Annotated in this window: 12 protein-coding genes; 6 read left to right on the forward strand and 6 right to left on the reverse strand. The window is 72.3% G+C overall.

What is annotated here, in order from left to right:
* Positions 1 to 23: 23 nt before the first annotated feature.
* Positions 24 to 2,252, reverse strand: coding sequence for a serine hydrolase domain-containing protein (locus LZ198_RS27310; RefSeq protein WP_253975006.1), 2,229 nt, complete (start codon positions 2,250 to 2,252; stop codon positions 24 to 26).
* Positions 2,249 to 3,700, reverse strand: coding sequence for a GDSL-type esterase/lipase family protein (locus LZ198_RS27315; RefSeq protein ID WP_407667473.1), 1,452 nt, complete (start codon positions 3,698 to 3,700; stop codon positions 2,249 to 2,251). Before LZ198_RS27315 ends, LZ198_RS27310 begins: the two co-directional genes overlap by 4 nt.
* Before the next feature lie 205 nt (positions 3,701 to 3,905).
* On the opposite strand from LZ198_RS27315, the gene LZ198_RS27320 reads away from it, so the two are divergent.
* The 3 genes from LZ198_RS27320 to LZ198_RS27330 all read left to right on the forward strand — a co-directional run bounded on the left by LZ198_RS27320 (position 3,906) and on the right by LZ198_RS27330 (position 5,290).
* Positions 3,906 to 4,238: a helix-turn-helix domain-containing protein gene (locus tag LZ198_RS27320; RefSeq protein ID WP_323382940.1), complete on the forward strand. Its 333-nt coding sequence runs from the start codon at positions 3,906 to 3,908 to the stop codon at positions 4,236 to 4,238.
* Between the two features lie 75 nt (positions 4,239 to 4,313).
* On the forward strand, positions 4,314 to 4,688 hold the full coding sequence (locus LZ198_RS27325) for a response regulator transcription factor (RefSeq protein ID WP_253975009.1): 375 nt from the start codon (positions 4,314 to 4,316) through the stop codon (positions 4,686 to 4,688).
* Positions 4,689 to 4,789: 101 nt separating this feature from the next.
* Positions 4,790 to 5,290 carry a MarR family winged helix-turn-helix transcriptional regulator gene (locus tag LZ198_RS27330; protein ID WP_253975010.1) on the forward strand — a complete coding sequence of 167 codons (501 nt, stop codon included), beginning with the start codon at positions 4,790 to 4,792 and terminating at the stop codon, positions 5,288 to 5,290.
* A gap of 183 nt (positions 5,291 to 5,473) precedes the next feature.
* Here the strand turns inward: LZ198_RS27330 and LZ198_RS27335 are convergent, their stop codons facing one another.
* From LZ198_RS27335 to LZ198_RS27350, 4 genes are all read right to left on the reverse strand, one after another.
* A complete protein-coding gene (locus LZ198_RS27335) occupies positions 5,474 to 6,358 on the reverse strand; it encodes a hypothetical protein (protein ID WP_253975011.1) in 885 nt (294 codons plus the stop codon).
* 279 nt (positions 6,359 to 6,637) lie between these two features.
* Complete coding sequence (locus tag LZ198_RS27340) at positions 6,638 to 7,048, reverse strand: ATP-dependent helicase HrpB (protein ID WP_253975012.1); 411 nt, start codon at positions 7,046 to 7,048, stop codon at positions 6,638 to 6,640.
* Between the two features lie 90 nt (positions 7,049 to 7,138).
* Positions 7,139 to 8,149 (reverse strand): NAD(P)-dependent oxidoreductase, encoded by a 1,011-nt coding sequence (locus LZ198_RS27345; RefSeq protein WP_253975013.1) that lies wholly within the window; start codon positions 8,147 to 8,149, stop codon positions 7,139 to 7,141.
* A 38-nt stretch (positions 8,150 to 8,187) separates the two neighbouring features.
* The gene (locus tag LZ198_RS27350; RefSeq protein ID WP_253975014.1) at positions 8,188 to 9,198 is read right to left on the reverse strand and encodes an NAD(P)-dependent oxidoreductase; all 1,011 of its coding nucleotides are present in this window, start codon (positions 9,196 to 9,198) and stop codon (positions 8,188 to 8,190) included.
* A gap of 191 nt (positions 9,199 to 9,389) precedes the next feature.
* On the opposite strand from LZ198_RS27350, the gene LZ198_RS27355 reads away from it, so the two are divergent.
* Genes LZ198_RS27355 through LZ198_RS27365 form a run of 3 tightly spaced genes read left to right on the forward strand, consistent with a single transcriptional unit; the run spans position 9,390 to position 11,965 of the window.
* Positions 9,390 to 9,980 (forward strand): TetR/AcrR family transcriptional regulator, encoded by a 591-nt coding sequence (locus tag LZ198_RS27355; RefSeq protein WP_253975015.1) that lies wholly within the window; start codon positions 9,390 to 9,392, stop codon positions 9,978 to 9,980.
* Positions 9,981 to 10,030: 50 nt separating this feature from the next.
* Complete coding sequence (locus tag LZ198_RS27360; protein WP_253975016.1) at positions 10,031 to 10,966, forward strand: LysR family transcriptional regulator; 936 nt, start codon at positions 10,031 to 10,033, stop codon at positions 10,964 to 10,966.
* 60 nt (positions 10,967 to 11,026) lie between these two features.
* Positions 11,027 to 11,965, forward strand: coding sequence for a pirin family protein (locus LZ198_RS27365; protein WP_253975017.1), 939 nt, complete (start codon positions 11,027 to 11,029; stop codon positions 11,963 to 11,965).
* Positions 11,966 to 11,969: the final 4 nt, after the last annotated feature.

Below are 11,969 nucleotides of genomic sequence, written 5' to 3' on the forward strand. Positions count from 1 at the left end.
ATCCTCGCACACTCCCTCCCGGTTCAGGGGGATTGTCGGGAGCGCACCAGGCCGTGGTCATCCGGCACCGGCCCGCTGCCCTGCTGCTCCGCGCCGGTGCGACCCGTGGACTCCGAGGGAGCCGTGACTTCCGGACGTCCCTCGCGCGCGCGCCGGGCCTGGCGCAGCGCCGCCTTGGCCTCGGCCTTGTGTCCCTGGGAGCGCTCGCGCTTCGCCAGCGACTCCCACAGCTCGGGGGAGTCCGGGTGCAGCGCCACGCCCGCGCGCACCAACCCCAACCCCACCTGGGCGCTCTCCGCCTCCAACACCACGCGCTTGAGGAACGCGGCGGGCGCCAGCGCCAGCGCGCCCTGGGGCGTGGCCAGGGCCTCGCGCAGGTGCGGCACCACCTCGTCGTCGCGCTTCGCCAGCAGCAGCGCCTGGGACAGCGCCAGCCGCGCGTCCACGCTGCGCGGCTGCAGCTCCACCGCCCGCTCCAGCCAGCGCAGGCGCAGCGCGGGCTGCTTGCGCCAGGCGAACCCGTCGGCGACGCGCAGCAGCTCGTCGGAGAAGTCCGGCCGCACGTCGGGCGCCGCCGCGGCCAGCTTCTTCAGCGAGGGCCAGTGCGCCTCCGGGTCCTTCACCTCGTCCAGGCGCTGGCGCAACAGCGCCGGCACCTGCGCGCGCTTCCAGCCGGCCACGAAGCGCAGGAGGTCCGCGCGCAGCGTCCCGCCGAAGCGCTCCGCCTCCGGCAGCCCCTGCGCGTCGCACGCGGCCAGGTAGTCCGCGAAGAAGGACAGGGGCCCCTCGGTGGGGTAGGCGGCCAGCCGCTCGGCGCCGTGCGCCTTCTCCAGCGTCCGCGCCATGTGCGCGCCCACGCGGATGAAGACGGCGCCCATCCGCGGGTCGTGCCCGCCGCGGATGCGCTCCAGCGCCGCCCTTCCGTCCTTCGCGATGAGCTTGCGGTCCAGCAGCTCCGCCACGCGCGCGAAGGCGCCCGGCAGGTCCTCGTCCGGCGGCAGCGTGCCCGGCCCGCGCGTGGCCCACTGGTGGTACGCCAGCCCGTAGCTGGCGATGCGCCCCAGCCCCTCGTACACCACCGAGTCCACCGGGTCCGCGAAGTGCGCGTCGCGCCGCGTGACGCCGTCCTCCAGCACGCCCTCCATCAACCGGATGGACAGCCGCCGCAGCCGCTTGGCCTCGCCCTCGATGTTGGTGGCCAGGGCGATGACGGTGTCCTCCGCGGGGAACATCACCAGCAGCGTCGTCGTCTCCGGCTGCCCGCCCGCGTGCGCCACCAGGTAGTGCCCGCGCAGCGGGTAGGTGGCGAAGCCCATGCCGTAGTCGGTGAGGCGCCCGTCGCTGGTGGCCATGGACGCCTGCATCCGGCCCATCGTCTCGCGGCGGACCAGCCGGTGGTCGAGCACCGCGCGGCCGAAGCCGAGCAGGTCGTCCACCGAGCCGCGCGTGCCGCCACCGCCGAAGCGGCTGGACACGTCCAGGAAGCGCGAGCTCTTGAGCACGCCGTCCTTCACGCGGTAGCCCGCCGCCTGGTGCTCGTCGCGCGTGGCGATGACGTCCAGGTCCGCGTGCGCCATGCCCGCGCGCTGGAAGACGTGCTCGCGCAGGTAGTCGCGGTAGGACTGGCCGGACGCGGCCTCCACCGCCGCGCCCAGCAGGTTGTAGCCCCACGTGCTGTACAGGTAGCGGCTGCGCGGCTCGAAGGAGAGCGGCTTCTGGGCGAAGACGGAGATGGCCTCCTGCGTGCCCAGCGCCTTCACGTTGTCGCTGGAGGCGAGCCCGTCGTACGTGGGCACGCCGCTCAGGTGGCCCAACAAATCCCGCACCGTCACGGTCCACTGCTTCGCCGGGTACGACGCCACCAGCGAGTGGATGTCCGCGTCCAGGTCCAGCTTCCCCTGCTCCACCAGCTGGAGCACCGCCACGGCGGTGAAGGACTTGGTGATGGAGGCCAGGCGGTACGTGGTGCGCGGCGTGGCGGGCAGCTTCTTCACCACGTCCCGGTAGCCGTACGCGCAGACCCAGCGCTGGCTCCCCCGGGTGATGCCCACGGACAGGCCCGCCACGGGCCCCTGTGACAGCTCCGCGCGGACGATGGCGTCCAGCGCTTGCCGCGCCTCCGGGGTGAACGCCGCCTCGGCGCCCGCCGCCTCGCCCCCGACGGGCTCGCAGGTGGAGGGGAGCTTCGGCGCCGCCAGCGACGGCGCGGCGAAGAGCCACAGCGCGGCGAACAGCAGCCGGGACCTCGTCATGGCGCGGCCTCCACGGTGCGCTCCGACGCGGCGGCCGGAGCTGTCTGTGCGGGTGTCAGCGCGGCCACGCGGCGGCCCTGGGGCGCCGCCACCCAGGCGCGCAGGAGCGCGTCCGTCACCAGGTGGCCCAGCACGTCCAGGCCCCGGCCACGCGGGTGCACGAGGTCCTCGTGCATGAAGCCCGCCTGGTGGAAGCGCGTCAGCGCGCCCTTGCCGCCCATGGCCGCGTAGAGGTTGAAGAACGCGCAGCCCTCCGCCATCGTCACCTCGCGCTCCGCCTCCACGACCGCCTCCAGGAAGGGGCGCTGGGTGAAGGGCTTCTTGCCGTCCGCCTTCGTGTCGCGCACCGCGTCCATGGGCCCCACCACCATGCAGGCGCTGGCCGGCGCGGCGGCGCGGGCGCGGCGCAGGAGCGCGCGCAGGTCCGTGCGCAGGGTGTCGATGTCCGTGCGCTTCCACTCCAGGCGCTTCGACTCGTTGCCTCCGAGGAAGAAGAGCAGCAGCCGGGGGTCGCGCTCGGCGAGCTGCGAGCGCAGCGCCGCGTCGTCCAGGCGCGCGTACAGCGTCGCGTCCGCCGAGGGCACGCCCAGCATGTCCAGGATGACGCCGGGGCGCCCGTGCTGGAGCACCACGCCCTGCGCCACCGCGCCCTTGCCCTCCGCCACGATGTCCACCGTCGAGGCGCCTTCCGGCAGGGTGAAGTGCGTGGCGCGCGCCCCTCCGCTGCCGGTGGGCTCCGTCCTCGCCAGCACCTGGTCGCCGCTGACGACGGAGAAGCCGCCCGCCTTCGGCACGTCCAGCCACCACAGCGTGCCCCGCGTCTCGCCCTCCAGCTTGAAGCGGCTGCGCGCCCGGGCCTCGGTGGCCACGTGGTACACGCCGGTGATGCCGAACGGGTGCGGCGGCGCGCGCAGCTCGCCCAACGTGCGCGGCTGCCACCCGCCCTTGCTCAGCCCCGTGCGACCGCGCCCGCCGTACGGCGCCATGCGGTCCACCAGCAGCACGCCCCGCCCGGAGACGCCGAAGGCCGCCCCCAGGTCGTCGCGGAGGATGTCCACGATGCGGTCGCCCGCGATGAGCGAGTTGCCGAACGCCTCGATGACCGAGGGCCCCGTCGCCAACCCCGACGACAGCGCGTCCAGCGACTCGAACCAGGGCGTCAGCGCCGTGCGCGCGCAGCCGCTCGCGCCCGACTCCAGGCACGGGTCGTCCACCGCCGTCCCCGTCGCGCCCAGCTTCTGGGCCAGCTCCTGGATGGAGCGCGTGCGCTCCGGTGGCGCGGGCATCACCCGTGGACGCAGCGTGGGCGCCGACGGGGGGCTCGCCCGAGGTGACACGGGCGCGGCCACCGGCGCGGGGGCCGGCGGCGCGGGTGCGCGGGGGAGGGGCCGGGGCTCGGCGCCGATTTCACAGGCGACCAAGAGGCCGCACGCCAGGGCGGGGACCACGGCCCGCCAACCACCCCACCCGACTTCCGAATCCGTCATGCGGCGTGCAGCGTAGACGAAAGCTTCCGCCCGCGCATTTTCCCGGCCGCCAGGCTCCCCACCGACCGGGAAGGCGCGGATGAGCACCCGCCAACACCTTCACTTCACTTGGGGGCGAGCGTCCCCAGATTCCCCTTCACCTCATATGGAGAACGCGAAAAACAAGGTGGCGACCAAGACGAAGTTCCATCGCAAATTCGGCGGTCACGTGCGCAAGCTCCGCAACAGCCGGGAGCTCACGCAGGAGGCCCTCGCGGAGCGCAGCAACCTCTCCGTGGATGCCATCCGTCGCATCGAGCGGGGTGCCTTCTCTCCCTCCCTGGAGACGCTGGGAAAGCTGACCACGGGGCTGGACGTCTCCTTGAAGACGCTCTTCCAGGGCTTCGAGCACGAGCGCACGGACGACGTGGCGGAGCTGTGCGACTTCCTCTCCGGCCGCTCCGGGGAGGAGGTGCGCCGCGCACGGCGCGTGCTGCTGGCCATGTTCGGGGAGCACTGAGCGGCGACGTTGATGCCACTCGAACCCGGCAGATGTTCACTGTTCGGCAACGGGGAGCTGACCTAGTCACTCCCCGTGATTCCAGGCGCCCTCGTCGGCACCGTCCTCGTCGTCGTGCACGACGAGGACCTCCGTTCCCTCCTCTGTGGCGTCCTCACCACGGAGGGGCTCATCGTCGCGGGCGTGAAGGACGCCATCGAGGCGCTCACCTGGATGGAGGTCCATGACGCGCCCATCCTGGTCGTGCTCGACATGGACCTGCCGAGGCTGGATGGCCGGGACCTGCTCGCCCGGCTGAACCGGCACTCCCGGTGGGGCGGCAGGCTCACCGTGCTCGCCCTGGCCGCTCGCCCCGTCCACCACCCGCTGGTCATCGACACCCTGACCAAGCCCTTCGACGGCGTCACGCTCCTGGCGCGCGTGCGCGCCTGGCACCTGCTCTGGCACTGAACCTTCCCGGCGGCCCGGGGCCCAATTCTATTGCGCGCAATGGAATAGGGCAGCATGTTGGGAGGGGAGGCCTCGCGCCTCCGGAATCGAGTCCGCCGGCCATGCCCACGACCAGGAAGCCCCGGGATGTGCTGCACCTGAACGAGCAGTTGTGCTTCAGCCTGTACTCGACGATGCACCTGCTCAACCGCACCTACCGGCCGCTGCTGGAGAAGCTGGGGCTGACGTATCCGCAGTACCTGGCGATGCTGGTGCTGTGGGAGGAGGACGGGGTGACGGTGAAGGCGCTGGGGGAGCGGCTGCTGCTCGACTCGGGCACGCTGACGCCGCTGCTCAAGCGCCTGGAGTCGGCGGGCCTCGTCCGGCGGGAGCGGGACGCGGCGGACGAGCGGCTGGTGCGCATCACCCTGACGCCCGCGGGGCGCGCGCTGCGGGCCCGCGCGGAGTGTGTCCCGCCCGCCATCCTCGCGGCGTCGGGCTGCACGGTGGAGGCGCTCCAGGACCTCAAGGAGCAGGTGCTCACCATCCGCGACCAGCTCAGCGCCCACCTGGAGCACGAGCCGTCACCGCCCCCCGCGCCGAAGCGGCGCAAGGCGCCGTAGCCGCCACCGCCACTCGGGAGAGCCGGGCCCGTGCCTCGCCCCGCCTGGACGAATGGCTGGGCGGGGGTGGGGCTGCGGGAGGGACAGGGCATCTGCTCCGGCCCAACGGGCGGCGCATCGGTGCCCTGCCAGCGTCCCTCACCTCCCGCGCTGCGCCCTCCTACGCCCCGGGGCGCCGACGCCTCACTCGTAGCGCCGCCACGCGGTCCCGTCGAAGGAGGCCACGTCGTCGCGACCAATCGACCACAGGACATCCTCCGCCGTCGTCAGGCTCTGGCACGTGGGGGTCCCCACCGCACCGAAGTCGACCTCGACGAGCCGGTTGCCCTCCAGCGTGTACAGCGCCGTCGTGGTGGCGACGTAGAGTTTGTCGCGGAACCAGCACAGGTCCCACAAGTCACTCGTCACCTCCTCAGCCCAGGCGACCGCGGTGAAGGCGCTTCCACGCCCCTTCAGCAACACCCCCTGCTGCCCCGCCACATAGACCGAGCCATCCGGCGCGCAACACACGGCGCTGAGGACGACGCGCGTGGGACTGTCACACGACGCCCAGCCCTTCCCGTCGAAGCGCCACACCTCTCCGCCCCATCCAGCGGCATAGATGTCGGTCTCGGAGTAGCCGTCGATGGCCTCGAAGCCGGCCTTCTCCGTGGCCGTCGCGGCCGGCGCGTTCATCGCCACCCACTTCGCCTCGCCGACGCGCTTGTAGACCTGTCGCTTCATCCCGCAGGCGAACACCAGGCCCCCGATTTCGCGCGCATTGCGAATCATCACCGGCGCGGGCTTCAGCGACTCCTTCGTGCTCTTCCCCCCGACATAGGTCGCGACCTCACCATCCTCCCCGACCAGGACCATCTTCTCGGAGGGCCGCCTCGCCACCGCGATGGCCGTCGAGTTCCAAGCGGTGTCGACGCCGTCGGCCCAATCATCTCCATCGACGCTGACCACGCTGGTGTGGGCGATCTCGTCCTTGACCAGCGTCTTGCCCTTGCTGATGACGTAGATGAGGTCATGAAACCGTGCTGCGCCGCGTACGAGCTCTCGTGTCGCGATGACTGGATTTTTCATGGATTCTCGACGGGTGAATATCTCGCCGCTCCACGTGAACACCAGTCCGAAGTGCGAGCACCACACGCCCTTCCCGTGAGGCCTTGCGCGCCCAGTCGTCTCGTCGGCGAGGCAGCCACACCTCGAAATCACGATTGCTGGTTCCAAGCAGCCATGGACGGGGCACGCATTGCTCGACGGGCGCAGGCGTCAGCATTCCATGCAGGCATCCTCGGGGCCCACCTGGAGCACGAGCCGTCACCGGCTCCCGCGCCGAAGCGGCGCAAGGCTCCGTGGCCGCTACACCTGTGTCTTGAGCACATCCTTCAAGCCGCTGGTGCCCTTCTCCACCACGCGGCTCACGAGGTCGAGCTCCTGCGTGTAGCGGTACATGGACGCCTGGAGCGACAGCAGCTCCGCGTTGGAGAAGGACACGCCCGAGGAGGCGGAGGCGATGATGCGGTCGAGCACGCGCTGGCCCTGCTCCAGGTCGCGCGCCACCTGCGTCACCATGTGGAGCACGGGCCCCTCCGCCTTCGGGGTCGCCTCCACCGGGCGGACGGCGGGGGCCTCAGGCGGGGCGGCGACGGCCTTGTCCGCGAGCACGCCGTCGAAGCGGGAAGCGCCCTGCTTCTCCGGGCGTGGCTCGGCGGGAGGTTGCATCGGCTGGGACACCGGCACGGCGGACGGGGCGGGCAGCGGGTTCGTCACGGGCGGCCTCCTGCGAGCGTGGCTCGACTCCCGCCAGTATCCCGCCCGCCCCTGACAGCGCGCCCCGGCACGACCTCGCGCGGCGTCCCGTCACATCTTCCAGAGACGCGTGCCCGACTCGCGCACCCGCTCGACGACGTAGGCCGGGTCGAGCACGCCTTCGGGGTGATGCAGCCCCGGCCCCACGGGAGCCCCACCCGCGAGGCCCAGCAGCCGCTCCGTGGCGAGCGCCGCGCCCAACGCGCTGAGCCCCGAATGGACGTCCGGGTCCACGAGCGCGTGGCGCACGCGCTTCGTCACACCCTCCGCGGTCTCCCCCGTGAGGTCGATGACCACCTCCAACCCCGCCCCCTGTCCTGGAGGCCGCGCCGCGACGGGCCGCACCGCGAAGTCGAGCCGCACGGTGCGCGCGTCCGTCGCCGCCGCGAGGCTCGGCACGTCGAGCAACGGATACGCGCGCCCCGTCCACGCCGTGCCGTCCACGCCGTGGAACACCCGCGTCGCCTCGTCCCCCGAGGCCCAGAGGAAGCGCCCCTCGTGCCGAATCAACGGGCTGGGCACGCCCTTCGTCAGGCGCTCCATGTCGCCGCTCGCGGCGGGCCCGCCCACGTCCTCCTCGTCGAAGAGGCCGCCCACCTCGATGGAGTGCACCACCTTGAACTCCCGCGCCAGGTGCAGCGTCACCAGCGTCATGACGCCGCCCAGGAAATGGCCGAGCAGCAGGATGGGCGCGCGCGCGGGACGGTGCGCGTGCAGCGCCACCGCCGGCCCGATGTCGAAGGCGAAGTCGGAGAAGGACACGGAGGGCACGCCCTTCGCCTGCGCGTACTTCAGGGAGCGCAGCGTGTCGTCCTTGAGCAGCACGACGACGCCGCTGACGTCCGCGTCGGGGGGCAGCCCCAGGTCGTCGCGCTCCAGGTCGACGCGCACCGCCTCCGCCAGCCCCACCTCGCGGGCGAGCGTGGCGGCCTTGTTCGTGTCACGGCCTCCAATCCAGAGGGGCAGCTCCGGCTGGAGCCGGCGCAGCGCCTTCACGGCACGGCGGCCGACGACGCCGGAACCACCGATGACGAGGACGGGTTTCAGGGTGTTCGTGGACATGTCGATGCTCCGGATGGATGGGTTCAGGGAGAGGAACGTCACGCGCGATGGAAGCGGGTGCCGATGTCCTGGAGGCGCCGCACCAGGTGCTCGGGCTCGATGAGCGTCTCGGGGAGGTAGAGGCCCGGCGCGGCGGGTGCGCCGCCCACGAGCCCGAGCAGCCGCTCGAGCCCCACCGCGACGCCCATCGCCGTCACCGGCGCCTGTCCCGCGGGGTGACTCACCTCGTGACGCACGCGCCCCCGCGTCCCGTCCTTCCGCGTCCCCTCCAGCTCGATGATGAACTCCGTGGAGAAGGGCTCACCCCGGCGGCGCGCGGCGGACATGCCCACCCTCAAGTCGAAGCGGATGGACTTCGCGTCGGTCGCCGCCGCGAGGCTCGCGGGGTCGAGCAACGCGTAGGGCTGGACCTGGACCTCGCTCCCGTCCACGCCGCGCACGGTGCGCGAGGACGACGCCACGTCGACCCAGCGCCAGCGCCCCTGCTCCAGCAGCAGCGTGCTCTGCGTGGCCGCCGCCTGGCGCGTCACGTCCGCCAGGGCCGCGGGGCCTCCCAGGTCCTGCTCGTCGAGCACCGCCGCGATTTCAATCGTCTCCAGCGACTGGAACTCGCGGGCGAAGTGGAGCGTGGCCAACGTCGCCGCGCCCGCCAGCCAACTGCTGTCCAGCAGCACGGCGGAGCGCCCCGGCTGGTGGATGAAGTACGCGACCTCCGGCGCGACCTCGAACAGCCCGGTGGAGATGCCCAGGTAGGCCGCGCCCTGCGACTGCGCGTAGCGCAGCGAACGGAGCGAGTCGTCCTTCACGAACATCGCGATGGCGCCATAGGCGCGCGACGCGGGCTGCCCCAGGTCCGCGCGCTCCAGGTCCACGCGCGTGGCCTCCGCGTGCCCCAACTCCCGCGCCACGGCCTCCGCGCGGGCCAGGTCCCTGCCTCCGATGACGATGGGCAACGTGGGATGGAGCCGACGCAACGTCCGGGCGGCCAACGAGCCGACGACGCCCGAGCCTCCCAGGATGAGGACCGGTTTCTGCGTGTTCGAGGACATGACGATGCGCTCCCCTGCCCCTTCGGGCAGACGGTGGGTGTGGCGCCGGTGCGGCGCGGTGGAGTGTTCCGCTGACCCTACGACTAGTAAGTTACCAAAAGTAGGTTCGCAATGGATTCGTCGGCCACGCCCCGCGGGTTGCGAGCCGGGGTGGAGGGGGCTAAGCCCGGAGGGGAGTCCGCGACGTCCTCATGAGCGACACGTCATCCAAGAAGCTGCCGAAGGCCCAGCGGCGCGACCAGTTGCTGGACACGGCCATGGCCATCGTGCGGGAGGAGGGCTCGGACGCGCTGACGCTCGGGCACCTCGCCGAGCGCGCGGGCGTCAGCAAGCCCATCCCCTACGAGCACTTCAAGACGCGCTCCGGGCTGCTCATCGCGCTCTACGAGCGCATCGACAGCCAGCAGGTCACCGCGCTCACGGAGGCCATCGGCCGCACGCGGCGCAAGCTGGAGGACGTCTCCAAGGTGATGAGCGCGGCGTACATGCGCTGCTACGCGGACATGGGCCCGGAGCTGCACGCCGTCTCCGCCGCGCTGAAGGGCGACGAGGAGATGGAGGCCTTCTACCAGCGCGTGCTGGACGGCTACGTGGCCCTCTATCAGGAGGCGCTCGCGCCCTACTGCGACGCACCCCGGGAGGCGCTGCGCCAGCGCTGCGTGGGCATCATCGGCGCGGCGGAGGCGCTCTCGCGGGAGATGCTCCGGGGCGCGCTGCCGGAGGCCACCGCCGCCGCGACGCTGTCCTCGCTCATCGTCGCGTGGCTGTCGTCGCGCAAGTAGCGCCGAGCGACGCGCGTGCATCGCCCCTGGCGATGTGATGCAGTCGCGCGGTGCTCGAAAGCGTCACCATCGACCAGCTCCGCACGCTCCGCGCGGTGGCCGAGGAGGGCAGCTTCTCCGCGGCGGCGCGGAAGCTCGGCCAGGGGCAGCCCGCCGTCAGCCAGGCCATGCAGCGGCTGGAGAAGCAGCTCGGCCTGCGCCTCTTCGACCGCAGCGGGCGCGTCCCCCGCCTGACGGCCAAGGGCGAGGCCGTCGTCGCCGCGGCCCGGCGGCTCCACGAGGACCTCGCGTCGTTCCAGGCCGTGGTGGGCCGGCTCAAGAGCGGCGAGGAGACGAAGCTCTCCCTCGTCGTGGACGCCATGTTCCCCACCGACGCGCTGCTGGACTTCGTGCGGGAGCTGGCGCGCGCGCACCCGGGCGTGGAGCTGGCGCTGGAGGTGGAGCTGCTGTCCACGGTGACGGAGCGGGTGCGCGAGCGGCGCGCGACGCTGGGCATCGCCGGCGCGGACCTGGACCTCACCGGCCTGGAGCAGCGCCCCATCGCGCTGCTGAAGATGATTCCCGTCGCCGCGCCCTCACATCCCCTGGCGAAGGTGAAGGGTGTCCTCACCGACGAGCACCTGTCCTCCGCCATCCAGGTCGTCCTGAGCGAGCGGCTCCCGGAGGGGAAGGCCGGCACCGCGGACCGGGGCGTCCTGGGCACGCGCACCTGGCGCGTGGCGGACCTGATGACCAAGCACGCGCTCCTGCTCGGCGGCGTCGGCTGGGGCCACGAACCCGAGCACCTGGTGCGCGAGGACCTGGCCGCGGGCCGGCTGGTGCCCTTGCGGCTGGCGGCGTGGGAGGGCGGTCCCCCACCCCAGCGCCCGCTCGCCCTGGTGCGCCGCAAGGGCACGCCCCTGGGGCCCGTGGCGACGTGGGCGGCCAACAGGCTCACCTCGCTCTGCCAGTTGGCGCTCGCCGGCGCGGACCATCACACGACGTGATGAAAAGCATCACGCGCGGGGGCGATTTACAGCCGGGGGTCGGCGCTTAGGTTGTGGACCATGAGCACCACGACCCACGTCAGCATCCCCACGACGCCGCACACCACGCCCCGTCCCCGTACCGTGGAGAGTGTCCACGGCGGCGGCGAGCTGCACTGGGTGGGTGACGGCTTCCGCGTCCACACCCTCGTGCCGAGCGGCGGCCTGCGCCAGGAGCGGACCAGTCCCTTCCTGCTGCTGGACTACCACCCGCCCTTCGCCTACCCCGCCCTCGACAAGGGCCAGCGGGGCGTCGGCTGGCATCCGCACCGCGGCTTCGAGACGGTGACGCTCTCCTTCGAGGGCTCCGTCGCGCACCGTGACAACGCGGGGCACGCCGGCGTCATCGGCCCGGGCGACGTGCAGTGGATGACGGCGGCGTCCGGCATCCTCCACGAGGAGTACCACGAGCCCGGGTTCTCCCGGCGCGGGGGCACGTTCCACATGCTCCAGCTCTGGGTGAACCTCCCTCGCAAGGACAAGATGTCCCCTCCGGGCTATCAGCCCATCACGAAGGAGCAGATCCCCGTGGTCCCCGTGCAGGCCGGCGGGGCGGTCACGGACGACAGCAAGGTGCGCGTCATCGCCGGCGGGTATGGCGAGGCGAAGGGTCCCGCCCGGACCTTCACGCCCATCACCCTGCTCGAGGTGAAGGTGCGCGCGGGTGAGCGCTTCGAGCTGCCGCTCCCGTCGAACCACAACGCCCTGGTGCTCGTCACCCGGGGTCGCGTGTCGGCGGACGCGGAGATGGTTCGCGGCGGAGAGCTGGCGGTCTTCGCCAACGACGGGGACTCGCTGTCCCTGCGCGCCGAGGAGGACACGCACCTCGTCGTCCTCGCGGGTGAGCCCATCCGCGAGCCCATCGCCCACACCGGGCCGTTCGTGATGAACAACCACCGGGAGATCATCCAGGCCATCTACGACTTCGAGTCGGGGGCCTTCGGAGAGATTCCCCGGTAGCACG

The sequence above is a fragment of the Myxococcus dinghuensis genome, from assembly GCF_024198235.1.
Taxonomy (GTDB): domain Bacteria; phylum Myxococcota; class Myxococcia; order Myxococcales; family Myxococcaceae; genus Myxococcus; species Myxococcus dinghuensis.

What these genes read in the sequence shown, in the direction of transcription:
- LZ198_RS27310 (WP_253975006.1), bottom strand. Translation starts at nt 2,252, where the DNA reads ATGACGAGGTCCCGGCTGCTGTTCGCCGCGCTGTGGCTCTTCGCCGCG.
- LZ198_RS27330 (WP_253975010.1), top strand. Translation starts at nt 4,790, where the DNA reads ATGCCCACGACCAGGAAGCCCCGGGATGTGCTGCACCTGAACGAGCAG.
- LZ198_RS27335 (WP_253975011.1), bottom strand. Translation starts at nt 6,358, where the DNA reads ATGAAAAATCCAGTCATCGCGACACGAGAGCTCGTACGCGGCGCAGCA.
- LZ198_RS27345 (WP_253975013.1), bottom strand. Translation starts at nt 8,149, where the DNA reads ATGTCCACGAACACCCTGAAACCCGTCCTCGTCATCGGTGGTTCCGGC.
- LZ198_RS27350 (WP_253975014.1), bottom strand. Translation starts at nt 9,198, where the DNA reads ATGTCCTCGAACACGCAGAAACCGGTCCTCATCCTGGGAGGCTCGGGC.
- LZ198_RS27355 (WP_253975015.1), top strand. Translation starts at nt 9,390, where the DNA reads ATGAGCGACACGTCATCCAAGAAGCTGCCGAAGGCCCAGCGGCGCGAC.
- LZ198_RS27365 (WP_253975017.1), top strand. Translation starts at nt 11,027, where the DNA reads ATGAGCACCACGACCCACGTCAGCATCCCCACGACGCCGCACACCACG.